General features: G+C 70.1%; 25 protein-coding genes and 2 pseudogenes. 12 read left to right on the forward strand and 15 right to left on the reverse strand.

The genetic code is table 11. The features are described from left to right. Window positions 1-15: 15 nt before the first annotated feature. The gene (locus tag AMK24_RS12595; protein ID WP_073768123.1) at window positions 16-1,527 is read right to left on the reverse strand and encodes a cytochrome ubiquinol oxidase subunit I; all 1,512 of its coding nucleotides are present in this window, start codon (window positions 1,525-1,527) and stop codon (window positions 16-18) included. Window positions 1,528-1,842: 315 nt separating this feature from the next. Further along, window positions 1,843-2,922, reverse strand: coding sequence for a histidinol-phosphate transaminase (hisC, locus tag AMK24_RS12600; protein ID WP_073768125.1), 1,080 nt, complete (start codon window positions 2,920-2,922; stop codon window positions 1,843-1,845). A gap of 404 nt (window positions 2,923-3,326) precedes the next feature. Here hisC and AMK24_RS12605 point away from each other — a divergent pair, with 404 nt between their 5' ends. From AMK24_RS12605 to AMK24_RS12615, 3 genes are all read left to right on the forward strand, one after another. Then, window positions 3,327-4,439, forward strand: a complete 1,113-nt coding sequence (locus AMK24_RS12605; protein WP_030725112.1) for a LacI family DNA-binding transcriptional regulator — start codon at window positions 3,327-3,329, stop codon at window positions 4,437-4,439. Between the two features lie 174 nt (window positions 4,440-4,613). Then, the gene (locus AMK24_RS12610) at window positions 4,614-5,807 is read left to right on the forward strand and encodes a metallophosphoesterase (RefSeq protein ID WP_107427395.1); all 1,194 of its coding nucleotides are present in this window, start codon (window positions 4,614-4,616) and stop codon (window positions 5,805-5,807) included. 203 nt (window positions 5,808-6,010) lie between these two features. After that, window positions 6,011-6,826, forward strand: coding sequence for a hypothetical protein (locus AMK24_RS12615; protein WP_073768127.1), 816 nt, complete (start codon window positions 6,011-6,013; stop codon window positions 6,824-6,826). Window positions 6,827-6,944: 118 nt separating this feature from the next. Here AMK24_RS12615 and AMK24_RS12620 read toward each other — a convergent pair whose 3' ends face one another. Together AMK24_RS12620 and AMK24_RS12625 are read right to left on the reverse strand one after the other, a co-directional pair. Beyond that, window positions 6,945-7,301, reverse strand: a complete 357-nt coding sequence (locus AMK24_RS12620) for a DUF805 domain-containing protein (protein ID WP_073768130.1) — start codon at window positions 7,299-7,301, stop codon at window positions 6,945-6,947. A gap of 247 nt (window positions 7,302-7,548) precedes the next feature. Further along, window positions 7,549-7,830 (reverse strand): winged helix-turn-helix transcriptional regulator, encoded by a 282-nt coding sequence (locus AMK24_RS12625; protein ID WP_242435132.1) that lies wholly within the window; start codon window positions 7,828-7,830, stop codon window positions 7,549-7,551. A gap of 20 nt (window positions 7,831-7,850) precedes the next feature. Here AMK24_RS12625 and AMK24_RS34715 point away from each other — a divergent pair. Further along, window positions 7,851-7,970: pseudogene (locus tag AMK24_RS34715) on the forward strand (DUF4440 domain-containing protein); the annotation flags it as partial. Window positions 7,971-8,212: 242 nt separating this feature from the next. Here the strand turns inward: AMK24_RS34715 and thiC are convergent. After that, window positions 8,213-9,988: a phosphomethylpyrimidine synthase ThiC gene (gene thiC, locus AMK24_RS12635; RefSeq protein WP_073768132.1), complete on the reverse strand. Its 1,776-nt coding sequence runs from the start codon at window positions 9,986-9,988 to the stop codon at window positions 8,213-8,215. 200 nt (window positions 9,989-10,188) lie between these two features. Between thiC and AMK24_RS12640 the strand changes: the two genes are divergently transcribed. Next, window positions 10,189-11,535 carry a YibE/F family protein gene (locus AMK24_RS12640; protein WP_073768135.1) on the forward strand — a complete coding sequence of 449 codons (1,347 nt, stop codon included), beginning with the start codon at window positions 10,189-10,191 and terminating at the stop codon, window positions 11,533-11,535. A 21-nt stretch (window positions 11,536-11,556) separates the two neighbouring features. Here the strand turns inward: AMK24_RS12640 and AMK24_RS12645 are convergent, their stop codons facing one another. The 4 genes from AMK24_RS12645 to AMK24_RS12660 form a co-directional block, all read right to left on the reverse strand. Further along, window positions 11,557-11,994, reverse strand: a complete 438-nt coding sequence (locus tag AMK24_RS12645) for an SsgA family sporulation/cell division regulator (protein ID WP_073768137.1) — start codon at window positions 11,992-11,994, stop codon at window positions 11,557-11,559. Window positions 11,995-12,095: 101 nt separating this feature from the next. Beyond that, the gene (locus AMK24_RS12650; protein WP_338012691.1) at window positions 12,096-12,875 is read right to left on the reverse strand and encodes an IclR family transcriptional regulator; all 780 of its coding nucleotides are present in this window, start codon (window positions 12,873-12,875) and stop codon (window positions 12,096-12,098) included. Window positions 12,876-13,321: 446 nt separating this feature from the next. Then, window positions 13,322-13,534 (reverse strand): DUF5326 family protein, encoded by a 213-nt coding sequence (locus AMK24_RS12655; protein WP_073768886.1) that lies wholly within the window; start codon window positions 13,532-13,534, stop codon window positions 13,322-13,324. Between the two features lie 180 nt (window positions 13,535-13,714). Beyond that, window positions 13,715-14,032: a cupin domain-containing protein gene (locus AMK24_RS12660; RefSeq protein WP_073768141.1), complete on the reverse strand. Its 318-nt coding sequence runs from the start codon at window positions 14,030-14,032 to the stop codon at window positions 13,715-13,717. 313 nt (window positions 14,033-14,345) lie between these two features. On the opposite strand from AMK24_RS12660, the gene AMK24_RS12665 reads away from it, so the two are divergent. From AMK24_RS12665 to AMK24_RS12680, 4 genes are all read left to right on the forward strand, one after another. Beyond that, the gene (locus tag AMK24_RS12665) at window positions 14,346-15,470 is read left to right on the forward strand and encodes a cystathionine gamma-lyase (protein WP_073768143.1); all 1,125 of its coding nucleotides are present in this window, start codon (window positions 14,346-14,348) and stop codon (window positions 15,468-15,470) included. A gap of 44 nt (window positions 15,471-15,514) precedes the next feature. After that, complete coding sequence (locus AMK24_RS12670; RefSeq protein ID WP_073768145.1) at window positions 15,515-15,994, forward strand: NUDIX domain-containing protein; 480 nt, start codon at window positions 15,515-15,517, stop codon at window positions 15,992-15,994. 169 nt (window positions 15,995-16,163) lie between these two features. Then, the gene (locus AMK24_RS12675; protein ID WP_073768147.1) at window positions 16,164-17,057 is read left to right on the forward strand and encodes a GNAT family N-acetyltransferase; all 894 of its coding nucleotides are present in this window, start codon (window positions 16,164-16,166) and stop codon (window positions 17,055-17,057) included. Between the two features lie 360 nt (window positions 17,058-17,417). Then, window positions 17,418-17,870: a GNAT family N-acetyltransferase gene (locus tag AMK24_RS12680; protein WP_073768888.1), complete on the forward strand. Its 453-nt coding sequence runs from the start codon at window positions 17,418-17,420 to the stop codon at window positions 17,868-17,870. Window positions 17,871-17,965: 95 nt separating this feature from the next. On the opposite strand, the gene AMK24_RS12685 is transcribed toward AMK24_RS12680, so the two are convergent. After that, the gene (locus AMK24_RS12685) at window positions 17,966-19,342 is read right to left on the reverse strand and encodes a serine hydrolase domain-containing protein (protein WP_073768149.1); all 1,377 of its coding nucleotides are present in this window, start codon (window positions 19,340-19,342) and stop codon (window positions 17,966-17,968) included. Between the two features lie 473 nt (window positions 19,343-19,815). On the opposite strand from AMK24_RS12685, the pseudogene AMK24_RS12690 reads away from it, so the two are divergent. Then, window positions 19,816-20,046, forward strand: a pseudogene (locus AMK24_RS12690) (dienelactone hydrolase family protein); the annotation flags it as partial. Window positions 20,047-20,159: 113 nt separating this feature from the next. On the opposite strand, the gene dnaB reads toward AMK24_RS12690, so the two are convergent. Then, window positions 20,160-21,635 carry a replicative DNA helicase gene (dnaB, locus tag AMK24_RS12695; RefSeq protein ID WP_073768151.1) on the reverse strand — a complete coding sequence of 492 codons (1,476 nt, stop codon included), beginning with the start codon at window positions 21,633-21,635 and terminating at the stop codon, window positions 20,160-20,162. A gap of 457 nt (window positions 21,636-22,092) precedes the next feature. On the opposite strand from dnaB, the gene AMK24_RS12700 reads away from it, so the two are divergent. Next, a complete protein-coding gene (locus AMK24_RS12700) occupies window positions 22,093-23,430 on the forward strand; it encodes an MATE family efflux transporter (protein WP_073768153.1) in 1,338 nt (445 codons plus the stop codon). Between the two features lie 114 nt (window positions 23,431-23,544). Here AMK24_RS12700 and rplI read toward each other — a convergent pair whose 3' ends face one another. From rplI to rpsF, 4 genes are all read right to left on the reverse strand, one after another. Then, window positions 23,545-23,991 (reverse strand): 50S ribosomal protein L9, encoded by a 447-nt coding sequence (gene rplI, locus AMK24_RS12705; RefSeq protein WP_073768155.1) that lies wholly within the window; start codon window positions 23,989-23,991, stop codon window positions 23,545-23,547. Between the two features lie 18 nt (window positions 23,992-24,009). Beyond that, window positions 24,010-24,246 (reverse strand): 30S ribosomal protein S18, encoded by a 237-nt coding sequence (gene rpsR, locus AMK24_RS12710; RefSeq protein ID WP_003967857.1) that lies wholly within the window; start codon window positions 24,244-24,246, stop codon window positions 24,010-24,012. A 42-nt stretch (window positions 24,247-24,288) separates the two neighbouring features. After that, a complete protein-coding gene (locus tag AMK24_RS12715; RefSeq protein WP_073768157.1) occupies window positions 24,289-24,894 on the reverse strand; it encodes a single-stranded DNA-binding protein in 606 nt (201 codons plus the stop codon). A 74-nt stretch (window positions 24,895-24,968) separates the two neighbouring features. Next, the gene (gene rpsF / locus AMK24_RS12720) at window positions 24,969-25,259 is read right to left on the reverse strand and encodes a 30S ribosomal protein S6 (RefSeq protein WP_030115097.1); all 291 of its coding nucleotides are present in this window, start codon (window positions 25,257-25,259) and stop codon (window positions 24,969-24,971) included. A 329-nt stretch (window positions 25,260-25,588) separates the two neighbouring features. On the opposite strand from rpsF, the gene AMK24_RS12725 reads away from it, so the two are divergent. Next, window positions 25,589-25,930: a hypothetical protein gene (locus AMK24_RS12725; RefSeq protein WP_073768159.1), complete on the forward strand. Its 342-nt coding sequence runs from the start codon at window positions 25,589-25,591 to the stop codon at window positions 25,928-25,930. Window positions 25,931-26,002 lie beyond the last annotated feature (72 nt).

The following is a 26,002-nucleotide window of genomic DNA, read 5'->3' on the forward strand; positions in this document are numbered from 1 at the left end:
TCTCAGCTCCTGTGCTCAGTACGAGAAGGCCATCGGCCGGTCGGCGTCTTCTTCGTCGTGTCCGCCGATCTTCTTGGGCGGGTTGAGGTCGTCCTCGGTGAGTTCCGGGGGACCGGCCTTGATGTACTTCACGAGCAGCTTCACCTCGATCACGGCGAGCACCGCGTAGAGCAGGGTGAAGACGACCATCGAGGTGATGACCTCGCCCTGCGAGACGCCGGGGGAGACCCCGGCCCGGGTCTGCAGCACCCCGTAGACCACCCACGGCTGGCGGCCCATCTCGGTGAAGATCCAGCCCCAGGAATTGGCGATCAGCGGGAAGAGCAGGGTCCAGAGCGCGACGAGCCAGTAGAGCTTGGTGAGCTTCGGGCTCAGCGCCTTGTTCCGGAACAGCACCAGATGCGGCACCTCGTCCTCACCGGTCCGCAGCGCCGGCGGCAGCAGGAACTTCTTCCGGGTCAGCCAGAGCCCCAGCAGGCCGAGGCCGAAGGAGGCCATCCCGAAGCCGATCATCCACCGGAAGCTCCAGAACGCTACCGGGATGTTGGGGCGGTAGTCGCCGGGCCCGTACTTCTCCTGCGCTTCCTTGTTGATGTCGTTGATGCCGGGGACGTACGAGTTCGGATCGTTGTTGGCGAGGAAGGACAGCACCCCGGGGAGCGAGATCTCCACGGAGTTGTGGCCCTCGCTGACGTCCCCGTACGCGAAGATCGAGAACGGCGCCCCCTCCTGTCCGTCCCACAGGGCCTCGGCGGCGGCCATCTTCATCGGCTGCTGCCGGAACATGACCTTGGCGAGGCTGTCGCCGCTGACGGCGGTGAGCATTCCGGCGATCACGACGGTGACCAGGCCGAGCCGCAGCGAGGTCCGCATCACCGGGATGTGCTTCTTGCGCGCCAGGTGGAATGCGGCGATGCCGACCATGAAGGCGCCGCCGACCAGGAACGCCGCCGTGATGGTGTGGAAGAACTGGGTGACCGCGGTGTCCTGGGTGAGGACCCGCCAGAAGTCGGTCAGCTCGGCGCGTCCGCGCTCCTCGTCGATCCGGTAGCCGACCGGGTGCTGCATCCAGGAGTTGGCCGCCAGGATGAAGTAGGCGGAGAGGATCGTGCCGATCGAGACCATCCACATGCAGGCGAGGTGGATCTTCTTCGGCAGCTTGTCCCAGCCGAAGATCCACAGCCCGATGAAGGTGGACTCGAAGAAGAAGGCGATCAGCGCCTCGAAGGCGAGGGGAGCGCCGAAGACGTCGCCGACGAAGCGCGAGTAGTCGGACCAGTTCATGCCGAACTGGAACTCCTGGACGATGCCCGTGACGACGCCCATGGCGATGTTGATCAGGAACAGCTTGCCCCAGAACTTGGTGGCTCTGAGGTACTTCTCCTTCTCCGTCCGCACCCAGGCGGTCTGCAGGCCGGCCGTGAGCGCGGCGAGCGAGATCGTCAGCGGGACGAAGAGGAAGTGGTAGACGGTGGTGATGCCGAACTGCCATCGCGCCAGGGTCTCCGGCGCCAGAGCGAGGTCCACGTCGTCAGTCTCCTTACATCGCCGTGGTCGTACCGGCACTACGCCCCAGCGATTCCCCCGATCACGGGAGAAAGCAGGGCACGCTTGTGAACGCGTTCACATTCACAAGCAATTATGACGCACATGCTTTCGAGCCCTTCGCCGGGGGTATCCCTTTTTCGCCGTCCGCCCACGCCGAAGCCGTCCCGCCCCTCCGACCGGCCCGTTCCTCCGGCCCCCTCGCGCCGGAGCCGGCCCACGCGACGGGCCCCGGACCTCGTCGATCGAGATCCGGGGCCCGTACGGACACCGCTTCGGCGTGCGGGGGAGCGGAGGCTACAGCTCCGCGCGGAACGCCTCCGCCGCCTTGAGGAAGAGGTCGTTGCCCTCGCCCTCGCCGATCGTGACCCGTACGCCCTCCCCGGCGAACGGCCGCACGACCACCCCGGCCCGCTCGCAGGCGCCGGCGAAGTCGAGGGTCCGCTCCCCCAGCCGCAGCCAGACGAAGTTCGCCTGCGATTCCGGCACCGCCCAGCCCTGGCGCTTCAGCTCGGCGCTCACGCGGGCGCGCTCGGCGACCAGCGTGCCGACCCGGCCCAGCAGCTCGTCCTCCGCCCGGAGCGAGGCCACCGCCGCGTCCTGGGCGAGCTGGCTCACGCCGAAGGGGACGGCCGTCTTGCGCAGCGCCGCCGCCACCGGCTCGTGGGCCACCGCGAACCCGACCCGCAGCCCCGCCAGGCCGTACGCCTTGGAGAAGGTCCGCAGCACCGCCACATTGGGCCGGTCCCGGTAGATCTCGATGCCGTCCGGCACCTCGGCGTCACGGATGAACTCCTTGTACGCCTCGTCGAGCACCACCAGCACGTCGCTCGGCACCCGGTCGAGGAACCGTTCCAGCTCGGCCCGGCGCACCACCGTGCCGGTGGGGTTGTTCGGGTTGCAGACGAAGACCAGCCGCGTCCGGTCGGTGATCGCCGCCGCCATCGCGTCGAGGTCGTGCACCTCCCCCTCGGTCAGCGGCACCCTCACCGAGGTCGCACCGCTGACCTGGGTGATGATCGGGTACGCCTCGAAGGACCGCCAGGCGTAGACGACCTCGTCGCCGGGGCCGGAGGTGGCCTGGAGCAGCTGCTGGGCGACGCCCACCGAGCCGGTGCCGGTGGCGAGATGCGAGAGGGGCACGTCGAAACGCTCGGCCAGCTCGTTCATCAGACCGGTGCACGCCATGTCCGGGTAGCGGTTGAAGTTCCCCGCCGCGGCGAGCGCCGACTCCAGGACGCCCGGCAGGGGCGGATAGGGGTTCTCGTTGGAGGACAGCTTGTACGCGACCGGACCGCCGGCCGCCGCCGGCTTCCCCGGCACGTAGGCGGGAACGCCGTCCAGTTCGGCGCGCAGCTTGGGGCTCGTCTCGCTCACCGCAGGTCCTCCTCGACCGTCCGTTCACAGCAATACTGCACACCCTATGAGGATTGCCCCCCGGTGCGAACGGGCCGAGAGGGAAATCGACCGCAGTGCCCGAGAAAGGGACCGCGCGGGGGCCGCCACGGGGTTCCGGGCGGAGGGGGCGCTCGCCGCCCGATCGCACGCCGGTGGCCCGCGCCGTGGCGCGCGTCCCCCGAACTGGTGAGTTGAGACCTCTTCGAAACATCGACCATCCAGCAGGCCGCGAGGCCCCGCAACCTGAAACCTGCAAGCTGCGATGTCCAACTGCCTTTCTTTGCAAGGGAACTGATGGCGCGTCGCCTTGCAGAAACGTACCTGTCAACGTGTGCATATGCGACCGGACCGACCACCCTCCGGAGCCCTACTATCGGCTCGCCATGACAGCAGCAGGGAAGCACCAGGTGAGCCGGACGGAGACCCCCCGGCGCAGCGGCCGGCCAGGACGGGCGGGTATCCGTGACGTGGCCGCTGCGGCCGGCGTCTCGATCACGACCGTCTCCGACGCGCTCAACGGCAAGGGCAGGCTCCCGGACGCCACCCGCCGCCATGTCCGCGAGGTCGCCGAGCGCCTGGGCTACCGCCCGTCCGCCGCGGCCCGAACCCTCCGTACGGGCAAGTCGGGGCTCATCGGCCTGACCGTGACCACGTACGGGAATGAACCTTTCACCTTCACCGAATTCGCGTACTTCGCGGAGATGGCGAGAGCCGCGACCTCCGCGGCACTCGCCCGCGGCTACGCCCTCGTCATCCTCCCCGCCACCTCCCGGCACGACGTCTGGTCGAACGTCGCGCTCGACGGGACCGTCGTCATCGACCCCTCCGACCAGGACCCGGTCGTCACCGAACTCGTCCGCCAGGGCCTGCCCGTGGTGTCGGACGGCCGTCCGGCCGGGACGCTCCCCGTCACCGCCTGGGTCGACAACGACCACCGGGCCGCCGTGCTCGACCTCCTCGACCACCTCGCCGCCGCCGGGGCCCGCCGGATCGGCCTGCTGACCGGCAACACCACCGACACGTACACCCGGCTGTCCACCGCCGCCTACCTCCACTGGTGCGAGCGGGTCGGCCAGGACCCCGTCTACGAGTCCTACCCGGCCCACGACCCGTGCGCGGGCGCGGTCGCCGCCGACCGGCTGCTCGCCCGCCCGGACCGTCCCGACGCGGTCTACGGGCTCTTCGACCCCAACGGGACCGACCTCCTCGCGGCGGCCCGCCGCTACGGGCTGCGCGTCCCCGAGGACCTGCTGCTGGTCTGCTGCAGCGAGTCCACCGTGTACGCGGCCACCGAACCGCCCATCACGACGCTCTCGCTGAAGCCCCGGCGCATCGGCACGGCCGTCGTCCAACTCCTCATCGACGCCATCGAAGGGGTCGAGCACGACGGGCCGGTCGAGCAGGTCATACCGACGGAACTCATCGTGCGGACCTCCTCGCAGCGACGTCCACCCCGCACCACGGTCAGCGCGCCGCGCTCCCCCAGCAGGGATTGATCGTCACTTTTCGGGCCAATCGGCCGGTGAACCGCGCGTGCGCCCGGATTCACCACCCCTGGTGCGTCACACAGATCGATCCGCATTCCTATGATGGGCGCACGACACCGCGGACCACCTCTACCAGGCAGGGCCCGTCAGGTGTACGGCGGCGCGACGGTGGTGGAGGGGTCGATGACTCAGGGGGCCGGTCAGGAACCCGTGGTGCGGACGGCGACGTTGCGTGACTTCCGGGTTCCGCCGTACGCGCAGACACCCGTGCCACCGCCCGCCCAGGAGGCGCCGCCTTCCCCGGTGCCGCCACGCGCACCGGAGCCGGGCCCTCCGCCCGGCGCCTCCCCGCCGTCAGCCCCCGGGGCTCCCGGGGCCCGAGGGGCCTCCCTGCCGCCGCACACGCCCGTACCGCCGCCGCACCCCGGCAACGCCGTCGTGGGCGGCGAGCAGCCGGACGGCTACACACCGACCGAGCGGGACCTCCCGGTCATCCGCCGCGGCGACACGGTCCAGGTCCGGACGGTCGCCGAGCCGAGCCCCGGCGCCGAGGACAGCCGCGGCCCGCTCTACGTCGTCGGAGACGTCCACGGCTACCTGGACGAGCTGCTGGCCGCCCTCGGGGAGCAGGGCCTCGTGGACGCCGACGGGAAGTGGGCGGCGGGCAACGCCCGGCTGTGGTTCCTCGGCGACTTCACCGACCGCGGCCCGGACGGCATCGGGGTCATCGACCTCGTCATGCGGCTCTCCGCCGAGGCCGCGGCGGCCGGCGGCTACTGCAAGGCCCTGATGGGCAACCACGAACTGCTGCTGATCGGCGCCAAGCGGTTCGGCGACACCCCCGTCAACTCGGGGGCGGGCACCGCCACCTTCCAGGCCGCCTGGCTGCTCAACGGCGGTCAGAAGGCCGACATGGACCGCCTCCAGGACGTCCACCTCCAGTGGATGTCGCGGCTCGACGCCGTCGTCGAGCAGGACGGTCATCTGCTGCTGCACTCCGACACGACGGCCTACCTCGACTACGGCTCCACCATCGAGGACGTCAACGACACGATCACGGCCATTCTCACGCGCAATGACGCCGACGAGTGCTGGGACCTGTTCCGCAAGCTCACCAAGCGGTTCGCCTTCCGGGACGAGGGCGGCCCCCAGGCCGTGCGCGAGCTGCTGTCGACGTACGGGGGACAGCGCGTCGTCCATGGTCACAGCCCCATTCCGTACCTTCTGGGCGAGGTCGGCACGGAGGACGGCGACGAGGACTCGGGCCCGGTGATCAACGGCCCCCACGTGTACGCGGACGGCCTCGCCATCGCCATGGACGGCGGTGTGACCATGGCCGGAAAGCTGTTGGTCGTTCAGCTCCCGCTGCATGACTGACCGTCGACGGGGAAGTCGCTTCAGGTTCCGCCCGCGCCGACTCCGCCGATCACCGGGCCCGTCACCGGACCCAATTCTGGAAACACCCTGTCACCCCGTGCCGTGAGCGCTCTACCATCGGCCTAACAGTGGCAGGCTCTCCTCCGTTTCCGCCCGATCGCCCGGTCCACGCGGGCATTCGGGCACCGACGGAGCATCGGGGGATGCAGATGACAAGCGCTCCGCACCTGCTGGCCGAGGACGGACCCGAGTACGAGCGGATTCTGGGCGACGCACTGCGCCACGCTCATGAACGCCCGGACCTCGAGGGCGTCGGTGACCGGCTCAACACCGAACAGCTGCGCACCATGGCGCTCGGCGCCACGGCGCTGATCACCGCGTCCGCGGCCACCGAGTACGAGCACTACGTCACGGCCCGCGGCGAACTGCGCCGGGCGGCGGCCGAGGAGATGCCGCCTCTGGACGGGCCGCAGAGCACGGCGGCCAGAGGCGGCGCGGGCGTAGGCGCGGTCGTCACGGTGCTGACGCCGCTGCTGGCCGGCGCCGCGGCGGTCATCTTCCTGCTCGTCGGCTACCTGCTCAGGGCGGTCAACCCGTCGTTGGCGTTCGGCCGCTCCCTGGTCACGGCCGGGTGGTTCTTCGCCTGCGTCGCCGCCGCGGCGATCCTGGTCGCCGCCGTGGGGCTGCTCGTCACCGCGCTCCGCAACGGTGCGACGTCCCTGGAGGCCGAGGACGAGGAGGAGCTTCCGGAAGAGGTCGCGCGGGCCAGGGAGGCGTGGCGCCACGCCCTGCTGGAGCGGGGCATCCTCCCGTTCCTCCGGGACGCCCTGGACGACCCCACGGCGGGGCCCGCCGCACGCACCCCGCACCCTTCGCCCGACCGCATCCCGAAGATCGGCTACAGCAGGCCGGACTTCTCCGGTCCGGAGAACGGCCCGGCCGCCGGGCCCCGGCCGACCTTCACCAGCCCCGACTTCACGAGCCCGGACTTCGGCGGCCCCGAGCACCAGCCGGAGTGAGAGGGGCCCGGGTCCTCGCGCCGGGCCGTAGCCTTCCTCCGCCCGGACACACCCCGGGCCGGGGCGGCGAGTGCCGCGCCCGGCCCGGGGGACGCTCCGGACGGACCGGAGCGGTGGATCAGACGGCCTGCGGAGCCAGCTTCGGGTTGGCGCCGTACTGGTTCGCCTCGTGCTTGCCCTCCGAAGCGAGGAAGACGAGCAGGATGATGCCGCCGACCAGCGGGACGAACGAGATCAGGAACCACCAGCCCGAGCGACCGGTGTCGTGCAGACGCCGCACCATCACCGCGAGCGACGGAATGATCGTCGCGACCAGGTAGATCATGTACGGGATGGTGGTCTCTATCGCGAAGCCGACAGCCGCGAGGACGATCGCCACGACCATGTGGATCAAGGTGAACATCCAGTACTCCTTGCGGCGCGCACGTCCGCTGAAGCCTGCGTAGTTCTTGAGTACGGCCAGGTACCAGTTCACTGTGTTCCCTCCCCGAAGCCCTCCGTGCGAGGGCTCCCCTTTTCAGCCAAGCAAGCCGGAAAGTAAGCCACAGATAAGGACTGGGTCAAGCTCCATTGACGCAGAAGGAGAACGTACATCCAGCTGCCGCCCGACCGTGTCCATACTGTCGCTCAATAAGCTGCGCAACCCCCGCAAACTCCGTCAGGATGGCTGAGGTTGGCCAATCCACGCAGAACACCCCATGAGCCCTTCCGCCGTGGCCGGATCAGGGCTCCGGGGTGCGTGCTTCCGTCTCCGGGCGGTCAGTCGCGGCGAGCAGCGCCTCCCCCGTAGCGCAGAGCTCGATCAGCAGCGGGCGGAGCGCCCGGCCCGCCCCGGTCAGGGTGTAGCTCGTCCGCACCGGGAATCCGCGCCGCCGCTCCACCGACACCAGGCCGCGCTCGCCCAGTTCCCTGAGCCGTTGGCTGAGAACCTTCGCTGACAGTTCCGGCAGCCGTCCCCTCGGCTCGGAGAAGCCGAGCGGACCGCCCATGAGTTCGCGCAGCACCAGGGCGGTCCACCGTCCCGCAGGTCCGGATCGCGGGCACGGCCACCGTCGTCGCCCGCCGGGGCCCCGACGGGTTCTGGCGCTACGTCATCGACAACCCGTTCGGCACGGAGCAACCGCCCGGACCGGAGCAGACCTGACCGGCAGCCGGAACGCGCCGGTCGGGGCGCGCGGGGACGAGGAGCCGAAAGGCACGGCCCCCCGTGCCCCGCCGCCCGCCGGCCCCGCGCCGGACGACCGGAACACCGGCCTGCCCCGGTGGGCCGGCGGGCCCCTTCCGCCGTACCGGCCGGACCGGCCGGCGGCCGGGGCGCCCCGGCCGCCGGGGTGAACAGGCCGCCGGGGTGAACAGGCCGCCGGGGTGAACAGGCCGCCGGGCGGGTCAGTCGGCGATCGGCAGGTACACCCGGTTCCCGGCGGCGGCGAACTCCTTCGACTTCGCCGCCATGCCCTCCTCGATCTCCTGCTGCGAACCTCCGTGCTGTCGCCGGATGTCCTGGGAGATCTTCATCGAGCAGAACTTCGGCCCGCACATCGAGCAGAAGTGCGCCGTCTTCGCCGGCTCGGCGGGCAGCGTCTCGTCGTGGTACTCCCGGGCCGTGTCCGGATCGAGGGCCAGGTTGAACTGGTCCTCCCAGCGGAATTCGAACCGCGCGTCGGAAAGGGCGTCGTCCCACTCCTGCGCGCCCGGGTGCCCCTTGGCCAGGTCGGCCGCGTGGGCGGCGATCTTGTAGGTGATGACGCCGGTCTTCACGTCGTCCCGGTTCGGCAGCCCCAGGTGCTCCTTGGGCGTGACGTAGCAGAGCATCGCCGTACCCCACCAGGCGATCATCGCGGCGCCGATGCCGGAGGTGATGTGGTCGTAGGCGGGCGCGATGTCCGTGGTCAGCGGGCCCAGCGTGTAGAACGGGGCCTCCTCGCAGATCTCCTGCTGGAGGTCGATGTTCTCCTTGATCTTGTGCATCGGGACATGCCCGGGGCCCTCGATCATGGTCTGGACGCCGAACCGCTTGGCCACCGTGTTCAGCTCGCCCAGGGTCCGCAACTCGGCGAACTGCGCCTCGTCGTTGGCGTCCGCGATCGAGCCCGGGCGCAGTCCGTCCCCGAGCGAGTAGGTGACGTCGTACGTCGCGAGGATCTCGCAGAGCTCCTCGAAGTGCTCGTAGAGGAACGACTCCTTGTGGTGCGCGAGGCACCAGGCCGCCATGATCGAACCGCCGCGCGAGACGATCCCGGTCTTACGACGGGCCGTCAGCGGGACGTACGGCAGGCGCACTCCGGCGTGCACCGTCATGTAGTCCACGCCCTGCTCAGCCTGCTCGATGACGGTGTCCTTGTAGATCTCCCAGGTCAGCTCCTCGGCCCGGCCGTCCACCTTCTCCAGGGCCTGGTAGAGCGGGACGGTGCCGATCGGCACGGGGGAGTTGCGCAGCACCCACTCACGGGTGGTGTGGATGTTGCGTCCGGTGGACAGGTCCATGACCGTGTCCGCGCCCCACCGGGTCGCCCAGGTCATCTTGTCCACCTCCTCCTCGATGGAAGAGGTCACGGCCGAGTTGCCGATGTTGGCGTTGACCTTCACCAGGAACCGCTTGCCGATGATCATCGGCTCGATCTCCGGATGGTTGACGTTGGCCGGCAGCACCGCCCGGCCCGCCGCGATCTCCTCGCGTACGACCTCCGCCTCGACGCCCTCCCGGATCGCCACGTACTCCATCTCCGGGGTGACCTCCCCCCGCCGGGCGTACGCGAGCTGGGTGACGGGCCGGCCGTCGCGGCTGCGGCGCGGCCGGCGCGGGCGGCCGGGGAAGACGGCGTCGAGATTGCGCAGCCCGCCCCGCGGCGAGGTGTGCTTGAGCCCGTCGTCCTCGGGGCGGACGGGCCGGCCCGCGTACTCCTCGGTGTCGCCGCGGGCGGTGATCCAGCTCTCCCGCACAGGCGTGAGGCCGCGGCGGACATCGGTGTCGACGGCGGGATCGGTGTACGGCCCCGACGTGTCGTACAGCGTCACGTCCTTGCCGTTGGTGAGGTGCACCTGTCGGACCGGCACCCGGAGGTCCGGGCGCGAGCCCTGGACGTACCCCTTGTGCCAGCCGATGGACTTCCCGGCCTCGTCGTTCTGTTTCGAGGCAGGCGTGCGCGCGTCCGATGTGGTCATGAGACCTACTCCCTACGCCGGCATTACCCGGTAACAGGTTCGGCGGTCGGCGCAGCTTTTCCCGTACGTGCGGACGTACGGAGGTCAGCGCCCTCTCAGCCCGGTGCTCCGAGCTCCCGCGTGTGCAAAGGTGCCTCCACGCTAGCGTCCTTTCCGGCGTGCTGACCAGAGGGCCCCCGCGTTCTTGCGATGATCGCCCCGTGACCTCTCCCCCGAGCGACTCCGCTTCCCAGCCGCCCCAGGGCCCCTCCCACGGCCACACGCACAACCACGGCCCGGCCGCTCCCGTCTCCCGGCATCTGCGCAAGGTCATCGCCGCCGTGGTGATCCCGTTCGCCACGGCGGTCGTCATCGGCCTGATCGCCCTCTGGCCCGGCGGCGCGCCCGACCACGAACGCACCGGCGTCGGTTTCGACCGGCAGACCCAGGACGGCAAGGTCGTCCAGGTCGTCAAGGTCGACTGCGCCGACGTCAACGCCTCGCAGGTGCCCCCGACCGGCGACACCTCCACGCCCTCGGGGCGGGAGGCCGTCAACGAGCAGGAGGGGGAGTGCGCGAAGGCGACCGTCGAGGTGACCAGCGGCCAGGACAAGGGCCGCAGGTTCGTCGAGGTGGTCCAGCCGGACGCGCCCCGCCAGTTGAAGGAGGGCCAGGGCGTGGTCGTGGCCTACGCCCCCGACGCACCGCGCGACCTCCAGTACTCCGTGACCGATGTGGACCGGAAGGTTCCCCTGGCGCTGCTGGCCGGGATCTTCGCGCTGGCGGTGGTCGTGGTGGGCCGGCTGCGCGGGGTGATGGCGCTGGTGGCGCTGGCCGTGTCGTTCGCCGTGCTGACCCTGTTCATCCTGCCGGCGATCCTCCAGGGTTCGAATCCGCTGGTGGTGGCGGTGATCGGAGCCAGCGCCATCATGCTGGCGGCGCTCTACCTGTGCCACGGGGTGACGGCCCGCACCTCCGTCGCGGTCGTCGGCACCCTGATCTCCCTGCTGCTGATCGGGCTGTTGGGCTCCTTGTTCATCGGCTGGGGGAACCTGAGCGGCAACACCGACGACAACACCGGCCTCATCCACGGCCTCTACCCGGACATCGATATGAGCGGTCTGCTGCTGGCCGGTGTCATCATCGGTTCGCTCGGGGTGCTCGACGATGTGACGGTCACCCAGACCTCCGCGGTCTGGGAACTGCACCAGGCCGACCCCGGGATGGGTTGGAAGGGGCTGTACCGGGCAGGTATCCGGATCGGGAGGGACCACATCGCCTCGGTGGTCAACACCCTGGTGCTGGCGTACGCGGGCGCGGCGCTGCCCCTGCTGCTCCTCTTCTCCATCGCCCAGAGCAGTGTGGGGACGGTGGCCAACAGCGAGCTGGTGGCTGAGGAGATCGTCCGCACGCTGATCGGGTCGATCGGTCTGGTCGCCTCGGTGCCGGTGACCACGGCGCTCGCCGCGCTGGTGGTCTCCGCGGACCGGACGGGGGCCGACGGCGCACAGACGGCTACGGCCGCGCCCGTGCGGGCCGGCCGGGGCCGTCGTCGTAAGAAGGGGTGAAGGGGCATCGGGTGCGCCCGGTCACCCGGCGTTCTGCTCCTCGGCGAGGATGCGGCCGAGCGCGTCCTCCAGGTTGCCGTCGAAGTCACCCAGCGTGTGTTCCTGACCGAGCGGCACGAGCTTGTCCGTCCGGTCGAGGAACGCCACCAGCGGCGCCGTGCCCGCCCTGAACAGCGCACGGTCCTCGCCCACCTGGAGCCGGATGTGCACATCGCCGAGGCCCTCGGGTTCGGTCGGACCGATGTGCACATCTCCGTCGCCGCTCGGGCTGTTGAGCCCGTCCAGCAGCAGTTCGCGGCCGAAAGCCCAGGTCACAGGGGCATCGCCGGGCAGGTGGAACGTCATCCGGATGGCATATGGGTCGCCGACCTCGTACCGGAGCTCCACCGGAATACGGAACGAGAGTTCCTCGGAGACGAGGAAGCTCATCATGACCTCTGCTTGAACCGACTCGCGCATCGTTCAACCCCGCAGTAGATGAAACTGGCCAGGAATGATCCCCCATGGCCCTATTGACGCCATCGTGGTGCACGCGATAGCAGATCACAAGGAGTGATTTTTCAGATACTGATAGAGAACACGAACGAACGCAAGAGGCTGGCGACTTCGCCACGTAACTGTTCGACTGCGGGTAGCAACCGATCTTCTCGGTCCAAGGGTACAGAAATGGCCATCGCCGCAATGGTGGCACCGGCTGTGACCGGAATGGCGGCGCACACGGTCCCCAGTGCGTACTCCTGGCGTTCGATGACCGGTTCACCTCGTCGGAGGGTACGCAGCCGTTCCAGAAGTGTGGCGCGATCTCGCACTGAGTAACGGGTAAGGGGCCGTACGGGGTACCGGTCGAGGTACTCCTCGCGGGCCTGCTCGTCGAGTTGGGCGAGCAGGCACTGGCCGATGGCGTGGGCGTGGGCGGTCTCCCGGAAGGAGGCCCACTCCTCCACCGCCGGAGTGTCGGGCGCGTCCGCGACCGCGACGAGTTCGATCTCGCCGTCGCAGTAGACGGCGCAGTACACCGGAGCCCCGAGAATGTCCCGCCAGCGGCCGAGGGAGTCGGCGACGGAAGGGGCCCGGCGCAGGCGGCTCCTGGCACCCGGAGCCGAGGTGAGGTTCTCGGCGGCCGCACCGAAGTGGAAGACCCCGTTCTCCCGGCGGAGATAACCCTCGTAGGTCAGCGTGCGCAGCAGGTGGTACGCGGTCGGCAGCGGCAGCCCCGCCTCGCGGGCCAGTTGTTTCGCGGGTGCGCCGTTCCGATGATTTCCCACCGCCTCCAGCAGCCTCAACGCCCGCTGAACCGAACCGATCAACGTCGGGACAGCGGTGCTCGATGCCGTGGTCAACGGTCACCCCCAGGCATGGTGACGGGCCGTCGGCCCTCCCGTGGGGGCCGCCCCCACGGGACTGCCGCGATCCCGAGGACCGGAGGGGACCGGAGTTCCGGTGACCCGCGACCGGCGAGGACCGGTCCGGGCGCCGGCGATCGGAGGCCAACGACCGGACTGTCGTACCCAGGACGATCAGGTGATCGATATGGTGACGGAAGGTCACATTCCGGATGGCGGCAGTGGTGTGCCACTGTATCGGCCGCCTGCGGCGAACGGGTGGTTTCCTCCGGGACTTAGCTCTGCTGGGCTAATACCCCCGGGTCGGCGCCGTCCGTCCCGGGCCCCGGGGGCCGGATCCACCGGGGCGGCTCGTGGGCCCCCGCCCGCCGGATCGCCTCCGGAACCGGGCCCGCCCGGTCGGACGGGTCAGGCCGGCCCCCGCGCCGACCCGCGTCCGGGTGCTACCAGTCACCGCGCGAGGACGACGACGACATGAACTTGCGGATGAGGAAGAGCAGTCCGCCGACCAGGACGACGAAGAGCAGCACCTTGAAGAGCAGGCTGATCACGAAGCCCACCACGCTGGCGATCAGCCCGCCGAACACGAAGATCGCAATGACGGGCACCGCGATCCACTTCACCCACCAGGGCATTCCCGCGAATATCTCCCGCACGGCCATCGCCTCTACCTCGTCTCTCTGGGTCCTTGCCTCGATGCTAAAGGCGCGGAGGCGGCCGGCGGGGGCCTGGCAGCCCTTGAAGACCCCTGATCGAGCCCCTAGGGATCCCCGAGGCCGGCCCGCCTCCGGCCCCCGGGGCGGGCGGCCTCCGGAGCGCGGGCCCCGAACCGGCGGTCAGCCCTCGGGCGGCGAGAAGACGACCATCACCCGCAGGTCCTCGGTGATGTGGTGGAACTTGTGTGCCACGCCCGCGGGCACGTAGACGACACTTCCCCTGCCGACCTGTGTGGTCTCCGTACCCACCGTGATCGAAGCCCGCCCGCTGACGACGAAGTAGACCTCGTCCTGCCGGTGCGGCTGCTGCGGGTCGAGCTCTCCCGCGTCCAGGGCGTAGAGGCCGACCGACATGGTGCGCTCCCGCAGGAACTGCAGATACGCACCGTCGTTGGCGGCGCGCTCCGCCTCCAGCTCGTCCAGTCTGAATGCCTTCATGGTCCGTCCCGCCCTTTGTTCTCGCACCGTCGGCTGTACCTGTGCTGCCGGTGACCGCCACCGATCATGCCTGCCACGATCAGACACAGGAAGAATTTCGTAGTCAAGACGGTCGCCGACGCGAGGGGGGCCGGCCTGATCGGCGACACTGTGCCGCCGGGCGCCCGCACGGGCCGCGAGGCCCTCACACCGGCCCCGGTCGCCCTGCCCGAGGAGGACGGACAGGGGGAACGGGTGGGAGCCTTCTCCCGGGCCTCTGGAAGAGTGCGGGAAAGCGCCGGACCCCCACCGGCGGAGCAGCGAAGGAGCAGGCATGAGCACCCTGGGCGACGGCACCCGTGCGGTACGAGCCGGGCTTCCGGTACCGGAGCAGTTCGAACCCACCCTGCCCGGACCGGTCTTCGCGGCCCACTTCCACCTCTCCGGCGATCCGGTGGGGCCCTACACCTACGGCAGGGAGACCAACCCGACCTGGACCCTTCTGGAGCAGGCCATCGGGGAGTTGGAGGCTCCCGGTGAAGAGGTGGGCACCACGGTCTTCGCTTCGGGCATGGCGGCGATCACCGCGGTGCTGCTCTCCCAGGTCCGCTCGGGCGACGCCGTCGTCCTGCCCGACGACGGCTACCAGGCGCTTCCGCTCGTACGGGAGCAACTGGCGGCGTACGGGGTCGAGGTCCGGACCGCGCCGACCGGCGGGGACGCCCAGGCGGCCTTGCTGGAGGGCGCGAAGCTGCTGTGGATCGAGAGCCCGTCCAACCCCGGGCTGGACGTCTGCGACATCCGGCGCCTGGTGGAGGCCGCGCACGCGGCGGATGTGCTGGTAGCGGTGGACAACACCCTGGCCACCCCGATCGGGCAGCGCCCGCTGGAGCTGGGAGCCGACTTCTCGGTCGCCAGCGACACCAAGGGCATGACCGGGCACGGTGACCTCCTGCTCGGCCATGTGACCTGCCGCGACCCCCGGTTGACGGCCGACGTACGGCGCTGGCGCAAGGTCGTCGGGGCGATCCCCGGGCCGATGGAGGCGTGGCTCGCGCACCGTTCGCTGGCCACCCTCCACCTGCGCATCGACCGGCAGTGCACCACCGCCCTCGCCCTCGCCGAGGCGTTGGGGGAGCGGGCGGAGGTCACCGGACTGCGGTATCCGGGGCTGCCCACGGATCCGTCGCACCCCGTAGCGGCACGCCAGATGCGGCGCTTCGGCTCCGTGATCTCCTTCGAACTGGCCGACCGGGGGACCGCGGAGCGGTTCCTGTCCGCACTGCGTCTGGTGGACGACGCGACGAGCTTCGGCGGGGTCCGGTCCACCGCGGAACGCCGGGGCCGCTGGGGCGGCGACGCCGTGGCGGAGGGGTTCATCCGCTTCTCGGTCGGCGCGGAGGACCCCGAGGACCTGCTCGCCGACGTCGAACAGGCACTGGACGCCGCGGTCCGGTAGTCCGGGAGAGTTTCAGGGGGCCTCCCATGGGCCACTCTCTTGCCATGACCGAACGCCCAGTGGTCAAGCGCACCGCACGCGCCGTTCTGCTCGACGGCGACGACCTCGTCCTGATCAAGCGCACGAAGCCGGGGGTCGATCCGTACTGGCTCACGCCCGGCGGCGGTGTGGAACCCGAGGACGCCACCGTCGTCGACGCGCTGCACCGCGAGGTCGACGAGGAGCTCGGCGCGAAGATCGTCGACGTGGTCCCGTGCTTCGTCGACACCGTGGAGCACATCGCGGACGGCGGCGTGGCCGGGGTGAAGGTCCAGCACTTCTTCGTCTGCCGCCTGGCGTCGATGGACGTCTCGCGGCGCCACGGTCCGGAGATCGACGAGCCCTGCGGGGAGTACGAGATCGTCCGGGTGCCGTTCAGCCGGGTCGGCATCGCGGCCGTGCACCTCGTCCCGCTGTCCCTGCGCCACTATCTGGACGGCAACATCGAAGGGGTGCGGGCGCTGCACGCTCCCGACCTGGGGTGAGGCCCCGCGCCGGGGGGAGCCGCCCGGCCCCTCGGCGCTGTGTTTCACGTGAAACCGCTGCCCGGCACCGACCGGTCCCGGGCAGGTCCTCGGGGCGGAGGGCTGCGGATCTTGGCCAGTTCCGCGAAATCGGTGGACGGGCGATCATCCCGTCCGTCAGCCTGGCCCCATGCACAGGCCATCACCCCGCCCCCTCGTCGACCTGCCGATCCGGCGCCTTAACCGGGGAGACCTGGTCACCTGTGCCGACCTCTGCGAGGACCGCGGCTGGCCCCGCGACGAACACCGCTGGGGACTGCTGCTCTCGGCCGGAACGGGGTACGGGATCGACGCCCCGGACGGCAGGGGTCTGGCGGCGACCTGCCTGACCATGTCGTACGGCCCCGGCCTCACCGCCGTCGGCATGTTGCTCGTCGCCGGACGTTACGCCCGCCAGGGGATCGCTCGACGCCTGATGCGGCATGTGATGGAGGCGGAGGAGGGCGCCCCGCTCGCCCTGTACGCCACCGAGCAGGGGCAGCCGCTCTACGAAGACCTCGGCTTCTCCGCCGTGGGGCGGGCGGAACGCGTCGGTGGCCGGTTGGCCGCGGGGAACCGCGGCGGCTCCCCCTCGGTCGCTTCCTCCGGTTCGTCGGTGGCCACGCGCCCGGCCGCCGCGGACGATCTGCAGGCGATGGTCCGGCTCGACCTCACCGCCTTCGGCGCCGACCGGACGCATCTCCTCGCCCGGCTGCCCGCCTTCTCCGACCGGCTCCAGGTGGCCGAGGAGCACGGCGAGCTGGTCGGCTACGCGGCGCTCTGGCCGAGCGGGAGCACCGCGGTGGTGGGCCCGCTGATCGCGCGGGACACGGACGTCGCGCAGGCGCTGATCACGGACCTGGCCGCCACGACGGACCGTCCGCTGCGGCTCGATGTCGAGGACCGGCACAAGGAACTGCTCGGACGGCTGGCGGAGCGTGGACTGGAGTCCGTCTCCCGGACGACGGTGATGATCTACGGCATCCCCGACCTCCCCGGCGACGCCCTGCGCAGGTTCGCTCCGCTCACCCTCGCGACGGGCTGACGCGGAACAGCCGGACCGCCGGGAGGGCGGCGCGATTGAGGGGCACTGCTGGCTGAGGGGCGCTGCGGGACGGCTCCCCCGAGGCGTCTGGCTCAGCGCCGAGCCGCCGCCGCCGGAGCGGGCTCGGCGCCGCTCCCGGCGATGATCCGGCTCCCGCGCGTCTCCCGACGCTCCAGCAGGCTGGAGAGCACGGCCAGGACCAGAGCCGAGGCCGCCGGCGCGGCGCCGACCCAGTGGGGGGCGGTGTAGATGAGGCGGCGGAGAACCCGGAGCTCGTCCCCCTGGGCAGGGCCGTCGAAGAGCTGAAGGTCCCGGCCTGATCACCCCTCGGCGCCCTGGTGGCGACCTAGGATGCCGATCATGAGTGATCTCGAAATACGGCCTGTCACCTCGGACGACCTGGCTCCGGTGGTCGCGATGCTCGCCGACGATCCGCTGGGGGCACAGCGGGAATCCCCGGACGATCTCACCCCTTACCGGGTGGCCTTCCAGCGGCTGGCGGACGATCCGAACCAGCACGTGGTCGTCGCCGTCCGCGAAGGCCGAGTCGTCGGCACCCTCCAGCTGACCATCGTCCCGGGGCTGTCCCGCCGCGGGGCGACCCGCTCGATCATCGAGGGTGTCCGTGTCCACCGCGACGAGCGCGGCAGCGGACTCGGCACCCGGCTCGTCCAGTGGGCGGTGGACGAATCACGCCGCCAGAACTGCCAGTTGGTACAGCTGACCTCGGATGTCAGCCGTGAGGACGCGCACCGCTTCTACGAACGGCTCGGCTTCACGGCCAGCCATGTGGGCTTCAAACTGGCGCTCTGAACGAACGCGCGGGGGTGGGCGTTTCACGTGAAACGCCCACCCCTTCCCGCCCCGCCGCTCCGAAGTGCTCGACTCCTGGCCCCTCGGCCCGGAATTCAGCCGCCGAGCCCGCGCCAGCCCTCCGCGTCCACCCCGCCGGGCACAGCCGCCCCTGCCTCGTACGGCTCCCGCGTGAAGACGAACGACCCGAGGTCGAGATGGTCCACCGAGCCGTCGTCCTTGCGTACGACCCGCAGGATCTCCCCCGCGTAGTAGTCGTTCCGACCCGTCCAGGTGCCGTCCGGGTTGCGCGTGAAGGCCGCGCCGCGTCCCTTGCCGCCCAGCGGGGTGAGCCGCAGGCCCCGGCCCTCGGTGAGCGTCAGGGTGAACGTGAGGGTGCCCCAGTGCCAGACGCCGGTCAGCGCGAGCAGTTCGTCGTCCACCTCGGGCAGCGGTCGCCACGGCTCCGGAATCCGCGGCTCGGCCTCGACGACGATGTTCAGGAGTTCGGCCGCCACCGTCGCGGCGGGCAGGCCCGAGGTGGCGTTCGCGAGGACGACCACCGCCACATCCTCCTCCCCGCACACCCAGAGGCCGGCGACGAAGCCGGGAAGCGACCCCGTGTGCCCGAAGAGCACCCGCCCCTCGCCCCCGACGATCTGGAGCCCGAGTCCATAACCACTGCCGCCCGTCTCGACCGGCGCGGCAGGCGCCCGCATCTCCCGTACGGAAGCGGCCGGGAGGACCCGGTCGTCTCCCTCGGTCAGGAAGGCGGCGAACCGCAACAAGTCTTCCGCGGTGGACCAGAGCTGGCCGGCGGGCGCCATGATCCCGAGATCCTCGGCGGGTTCGCTCAACAGGACGTCGGCCCAGGGATGGACGGCCCACCCCTCCGCGTGCGGCGCGACGGGATCGCTGGTCGTACGGTGCATGCCCAGCGGTTCCAGGATCTCGCGGCGCAGCGCCTCCTCCCAGGAGACGCCGCGTACCGCTTCGACCAGTGAGCCGAGCAGGGTGTAACCCGGGTTGGAGTAGTGGTGGCGGTGCCCGGCGGGGTGCGTCTGCGGTCGGTCGCCCAGCACGTCCGCGATCCCGGGCCGCAGGCTCCCCGGCGTGCGCTCCCACCAGGGCGCCGGGGCCTCGGCCCCCAGCCCCGCGCTGTGGCCCAGCAGTTGGAATACGGTCACGTCGCCCACACCCGTGCCGGGGAGGTGCTTCTCCAGGGGATCGTCCAGGTCGAGCAGGCCCTCGTCCCGCAGCCGCAGGACCAGAACAGCCGTGAAGGTCTTGGTGAGCGAGCCGATGCGGTACTGCGTATCGGCGTCGGGGGCGTGGCCCTCGACGCCCGTCCGCGCCCCGCTCCAGGCCGTACGCCCCCCACGGCGCACCGCGGCCACGAGAGACGGCGCACGCCCCTCCCGCTGGGCGACGGCGATGCGGTGCAGCAGTGCGCGCCGGGTAGGGGGAAGCAGGTCTTCACCGAGAGAGGTCATACCCCCACCCTTATCCGACGGGCCGCTCCTTGACGAACTCTTTTCGCCGGAGTCCCACCCGCTCTTCTCGGCCGTGAGGCGTCCGGTCCGGGCATCCCGCTCCACCCCGTCGACGGAAGAACAGGAGATCAGGGACGCTCACAGCGCGGTGGCGAATCCTCGGAAGGGGGCAGCGGCTCGACGATGAACAGTGGCGCGGTACTCCGGATCAGGTGGTGCCGTCGGGGGCACAACCGCCAGTATGAGGGCGTCATGACGCGAGATCAGGGCTGCCCGGGCGGTGACCGTGATGGTGCTGCGGCCCCCGGCGCCCGCTCGTCGGGCCCCCGCTCGACGAGGCCGCGCACGACCGGCCCGCGGAATCCGCCCGTCTCCTCGTTTCGGCAGGCTCCGGGCAGCGACGACTCCCCGAAAGGAAGTTCCGCCATTACCACCAAGATGGTTCGGGTCCCCACCGCGGACGGTCCCCCCGACGCCTTCGTCGCCTCACCGCCGAGGTCCACTTCGGCCACGCCGAGACGGACCTCGGCCCCCAGGAACTCGACGAGCTGAACCACTCCCTGGACGCGGCGGGGATCGCGTACACCTCCGAGATCTACCCCGGCACGGTTCACGGCTTCACCATGTCCGACACCGACGCCTTCGATCCGGCCGCTCTGCAGCGCCACTGGGACCGTCTGCTGCCTCTCCTCGCTACCGGCTGAGAGGCGGCCGGCACGCTCCCCGTGGCGGCTTCCGCCGCTCGGCGGGGGCGGAAGCGCGCGGGAAGCAGGGGGGCGCTCGGGCCGCCCGTGGTCGGTCCGCCTCCAGCAGCCCGTCAGGTCTGGGCCATGTCCACGAAACGGGAGTAGTGGCCCTGGAAGGCCACGGTGATGGTGGCCGTCGGGCCGTTACGGTGCTTGCCGACGATGATGTCGGCCTCCCCCGCTCGCGGGGATTCCTTCTCGTACGCGTCCTCGCGGTGGAGCAGGATGACCATGTCGGCGTCCTGCTCGATGGAGCCGGACTCGCGCAGGTCGGAGACCATCGGCTTCTTGTCGGTGCGCTGCTCGGGTCCACGGTTCAGCTGCGAGAGCGCGATCACCGGCACCTCAAGCTCCTTGGCCAGCAGCTTCAGGTTTCGGGACATGTCCGAGACCTCCTGCTGCCGGCTCTCGGACCGCTTCGAGCCGCCGGCCTGCATCAGCTGCAGGTAGTCGATGATCACGAGCTTGATGTCGTTGCGTTGTTTGAGCCGGCGGCACTTCGCGCGGATCTCCATCATCGACAGGTTGGGGGAGTCGTCGATGTAGAGCGGGGCGGCGGAGACCTCGGGCATCCGGCGCGCGAGGCGCGTCCAGTCCTCGTCCGTCATCGTGCCGGACCGCATGTGGTGCAGGGCCACCCGCGCCTCGGCCGACAGCAGACGCATCGCGATCTCGTTGCGCCCCATTTCGAGCGAGAAGATCACGCTGGGCAGGTTGTTCTTGATCGAGGCGGCGCGCGCGAAGTCCAGCGCCAGCGTCGACTTGCCCATGGCGGGACGGGCCGCGATGACGATCATCTGACCCGGGTGCATACCGTTCGTCAGGGCGTCGAGGTCCGTGAAACCCGTCGGCACCCCGGTCATCTCGCCGCTGCGCGAGCCGATCGCCTCGATCTCGTCGAGCGCGCCCTCCATGATGTCGCCGAGGGGGAGGTAGTCCTCGCTGGTGCGCTGCTCGGTGACCGCGTAGATCTCGGCCTGCGCGGAGTTGACGATCTCGTCGACGTCCCCGTCCGCCGCGTACCCCATCTGCGTGATCTTCGTGCCGGCCTCGACCAGCCGCCGGAGCACCGCCCGCTCGTGGACGATCTCCGCGTAGTACGAGGCGTTGGCCGCGGTCGGGACGGACTGCACCAGGGTGTGCAGATACGGCGCTCCGCCGACCTTGGTGATCTCTCCGCGCTTCACCAGCTCGGCGGCGACCGTGATCGGGTCGGCCGGCTCGCCCTTGGCGTACAGGTCGAGGATCGCCGAGAAGACGGTCTCGTGGGCAGGACGGTAGAAGTCGTGCCCCTTGATGACCTCGACGACTTCGGCGATGGCGTCCTTGGACAGCAGCATGCCGCCGAGGACCGACTGCTCGGCGTCGAGGTCCTGGGGCGGCACCCGTTCGAAGCCGGGAGCGCCGCCTTCCCACGCCTCGTCCGAGCCGCGGTCGTGCCGGTCCTCCCGCCCCTTGCGATCACCGCGACGCTGGCGGGAGACGGGCAGACGGTCCCCGGGACCGGTGTCGGTCCAGGGGTCGTCCAAAGGCTCGGGGATGCTCACCGGGCCGCCTCCTCCCGTCCGCGTCGCGGACCTAGCCGTGCGACTCTTTCTTACGTCACGGCACCGACAAACAGGTCGCCCGACTCCACTTCCGGGACGTCTGGTTCGGAGGATTCCGGTGCCGGAACGGAGTGCGGGCGCCGCACCACGGTAGGCCCCTCCGCACTCTCGGCCAATCTGGTTATCCACAGGGCGTGTGGATGACGCACCAGATGCTGTGGACAACCCCGCTGAACCTGTGCACGGACCGGGGGACAGCACTGTGGACAAACTCATAGCGACAGGGATCCAACTACCCTGACCTGGGGTTTCTCCATCCACTGACTGTGGGGGAGAAAAACTTTCGCCTTCCTTTCAAGATCACCTCGAACGGCGCGACGAGAAGGCTCCACCGAGGACAGAAGTAAGGGCCAAAGATAGATTGCATGTCTTACCTGTGGAAGATTAGATTGACCCCATGAACCAGGCTCCTGCGACCCCGAAGAACGGCCGTCGACGGCACGACCGCGAGATCATCGCCCTCGCCGTCCCGGCGTTCGGCGCTCTCGTCGCCGAGCCTCTGTTCGTGATGGTCGACAGCGCCGTCGTCGGCCACCTCGGCACCCCGCAGCTGGCTGGCCTCGGCATCGCCGCGGCACTCCTGATGACCGCGGTGAGCATCTTCGTCTTCCTGGCCTACGCGACGACCGCTGCCGTCGCCCGCCGCGTCGGGGCGGGCGACCTCCCTGCCGCCATCCGTCAGGGAATGGACGGTATCTGGCTCGCCCTCCTGCTCGGAGCGGTCGTCGTCGCCGCCGCGATGCCGACCGCCCCCTGGCTCGTCGACGTCTTCGGCGCGTCGGACACCGCGGCCCCCTACGCCATCACCTATCTGAGGATTTCCGTCCTCGGCATCCCGGCCATGCTCGTCGTCCTCGCCGCCACCGGTGTCCTGCGCGGTCTCCAGGACACCCGCACCCCGCTGTACGTGGCCATCGGCGGTTTCACGGCGAACGCCATCCTCAATGTGACCCTCGTCTACGGCGCCGGGCTCGGCATCGCCGGATCCGCCTGGGGAACGGTAATCGCCCAGGCGGCCATGGCGGCCGCCTATCTCATCGTGGTGATCCGCGGGGCACGGAAGCACGGCGCCTCCCTGCGTCCCGACGCGGCCGGTATCAGGGCCAGCGCACGGGCCGGTGTGCCCCTGTTGATCAGGACCCTCTCGCTGCGCGCCGTCCTGATGATCGCCACCGCCGTCGCCGCCCGACTCGGGGACGTCGACATCGCCGCGCACCAGATCATCCTTTCCCTCTGGAGCCTGACCGCCTTCGCTCTCGACGCCATCGCCATCGCCGGACAGGCGATCATCGGCCGCTATCTGGGGGCGAACGACGAGAAGGGCGCACGCGAGGCATGCCGTCGCATGGTCGAGTGGGGCATCGGCTGCGGCATCGTGCTCGGCGTCCTGATCGTGCTCGCCCGTCCGCTGTTCATTCCGCTCTTCACGAGCGACCCCTCGGTGAAGGATGCCCTGCTCCCCGCCCTTCTGGTGGTGGCCGTCTCCCAGCCGATCGCCGGCGTGGTCTTCGTCCTGGACGGCGTACTGATGGGTGCCGGCGACGGCCGCTACCTCGCCTGGGCGATGCTGGTGACGCTCGCCGTCTTCGCACCTGTCGCGCTCCTGGTGCCCGTCCTGGGCGGTGGGCTCACCGCTCTCTGGTGGGCGATGACGCTGATGATGGCCGTCCGCCTCATCACGCTCTGGGTACGCGCCCGCTCGGGCCGGTGGGTCGTCACCGGAGCAACACGCTGACCGTGAAACGGGCGGTCTGTTTCACGTGAAACAGACCGCCCGTTTCACGTGAAACACCAGGAAGGGCCGCACCCAGAGGGTGCGGCCCTTCCTCAGCTCGGACGAGCTCTGCCCTTAGGCAGCGACGACCTCGACTCCGAGGGTCGCAGCGACCTCGGGGTGCAGACGGACGGACACCTGGTGTCCGCCGAGCGTCTTGATCGGCGAACCGAGCTCGACGCGACGCTTGTCGACGTCGGGACCACCGGCAGCCTTGATCGCCGAGGCGATGTCGGCCGGGGTCACGGAGCCGAAGAGACGGCCGGCGTCGCCGGAGCGAACGGCCAGACGAACCTTCACACCCTCGAGCTTGGCCTTGATCTCGTTGGCCTGCTCGATCGTCGCGATCTCGTGGATCTTGCGGGCGCGGCGGATCTGCGCCACGTCCTTCTCGCCGCCCTTGGTCCAGCGGATGGCGAAGCCACGCGGAACCAGGTAGTTGCGGGCGTACCCGTCCTTGACGTCGACGACGTCGCCGGCGGCACCGAGGCCGGAGACCTCGTGGGTGAGGATGATCTTCATGCTGTTGTCACCCTTCCCTTATCGCGCGGTGGACGTGTAGGGCAGCAGCGCCATCTCACGGCTGTTCTTGACTGCCGTGGCGACGTCACGCTGGTGCTGCGTGCAGTTGCCGGTGACGCGGCGGGCACGGATCTTGCCGCGGTCGGAAATGAACTTCCGCAGCATGTTCGTGTCCTTGTAGTCCACGTACTGGGTCTTGTCCTTGCAGAACGCGCAGACCTTCTTCTTAGGCTTGCGCACAGGCGGCTTCGCCATGGTGTTTCTCCTGTGTGATCAAGAAGTGGGGTACGAGCCGCCCTAGAAGGGAGGCTCGTCCGAGTAGCCGCCGCCGGAGGACGAGCCGCCGGAACCGCCGGAGCTTCCGCCCCAGCCGCCCCCGCCGCCCTGCTGTCCTCCGGCCTGGCCGCCGGTCGCCCACGGGTCGTCGGCGGGTGCACCGCCGCCGCCCTGCTGGCCACCGCCACCGGGACCGCCGCCCCAGTTGCCGCCACCCTGCTGGCCGCCGCCGTATCCACCCTGGCCGCCCTGGCCACCGCGACCGGTGGTCTTGGTGACCTTGGCCGTGGCGTTCTTGAGGCTGGGGCCGACTTCCTCGACGTCCAGCTCGTAGACCGTGCGCTTGACGCCCTCACGGTCCTCGTACGACCGCTGCTTCAACCGGCCCTGCACGACGACGCGCATGCCTCGCTGAAGCGATTCCGCGACGTTCTCCGCCGCCTGACGCCAGACCGAGCAGGTGAGGAACAGGCCTTCGCCGTCCTTCCACTCATTGGTCTGCCGGTCGAAGATGCGGGGAGTGGACGCGACACGGAACTTCGCGACCGCCGCACCGGACGGGGTGAAGCGCAGCTCGGGGTCGTCGACGAGATTGCCGACGACCGTGATGACGGTCTCGCCTGCCATGGGTGAACCTCTCGGCGGGGATTGCTTCTGGCTGCTTGCTGCTACTCGGACCCGAGAACCGCTGAGTCAGAGACTCAGTGGGCTTCGGGACGGAGGACCTTGGTCCGGAGGACCGACTCGTTCAGGTTCATCTGGCGGTCGAGCTCCTTGACGACCGCAGGCTCGGCCTGCAGGTCGATGACCGAGTAGATGCCCTCGGGCTTCTTCTTGATCTCGTAGGCGAGCCGACGACGGCCCCAGGTGTCGACCTTCTCCACCTTTCCGTTGCCCTCACGGACGACGGAGAGGAAGTTCTCGATCAGCGGGGAGACTGCTCGCTCCTCGAGATCGGGGTCGAGGATGACCATCACCTCGTAGTGACGCATGTGGAACCCACCTCCTTTGGACTCAGCGGCCACGGTCGTTCCGTGGCAGGAGGGTCGTGATGCGTGATGCAACGGCGTCCCCGAGGAGAACACCCGGCACTGACAATCCGCTCCCGAACGATCCCGGGTCGGGGGTTCGGGGAGGGGGTCGCCGTGCTGGCCTGGGCAGACACCGGTGCAGACCGTACAGACTACCCGTAGACCGGCCTCCGGTTGAAATCAGGAGCTCAGAGGGCACAATCGAGACAGATGCGGTGTGAGAGGCGCTACATCCGCCGAGGCGGGAGCGCCGGATTCCCCCGCCCACCCGTCCGGCCAGGAGGTACTCCATGGCACAGACCATCCGCCCCGCAGGTTCCCGGCCCGCCACCGGCCGTCCGGCCACCGGTTCGCTCTTCGCCACGGACGGCAGGCCGCACCCCGTCCAGGACGTCCTGATGGTGGTGACCGGGGTGCTCGGCATCCTCGCGTTCGTCACGGCGATGTTCCACCACCTGCACCTGATCAGCTCCTGGGCGGGGCTCGTCGGGATTCTGACCGGCCTCTACGGCCAGTACATCTCGAAGACCACTTGGGAGAGGTTCGCCCTGATCATGGGCATCGGGGCCTCCGCGGTCGGCTTCTACCTCGGCATGGCCCACGGGGGCCTCTTCGGCGGCGTGATCACCTGACCGGCCCACCGGCCGGCGTCGCGGCCGGATCGCGGGCCGGTACGGGCGCCCGGGCACGCCCGCACCGGCCCG

The organism is Streptomyces sp. CB02366 (assembly GCF_001905905.1).
GTDB lineage: Bacteria > Actinomycetota > Actinomycetes > Streptomycetales > Streptomycetaceae > Streptomyces.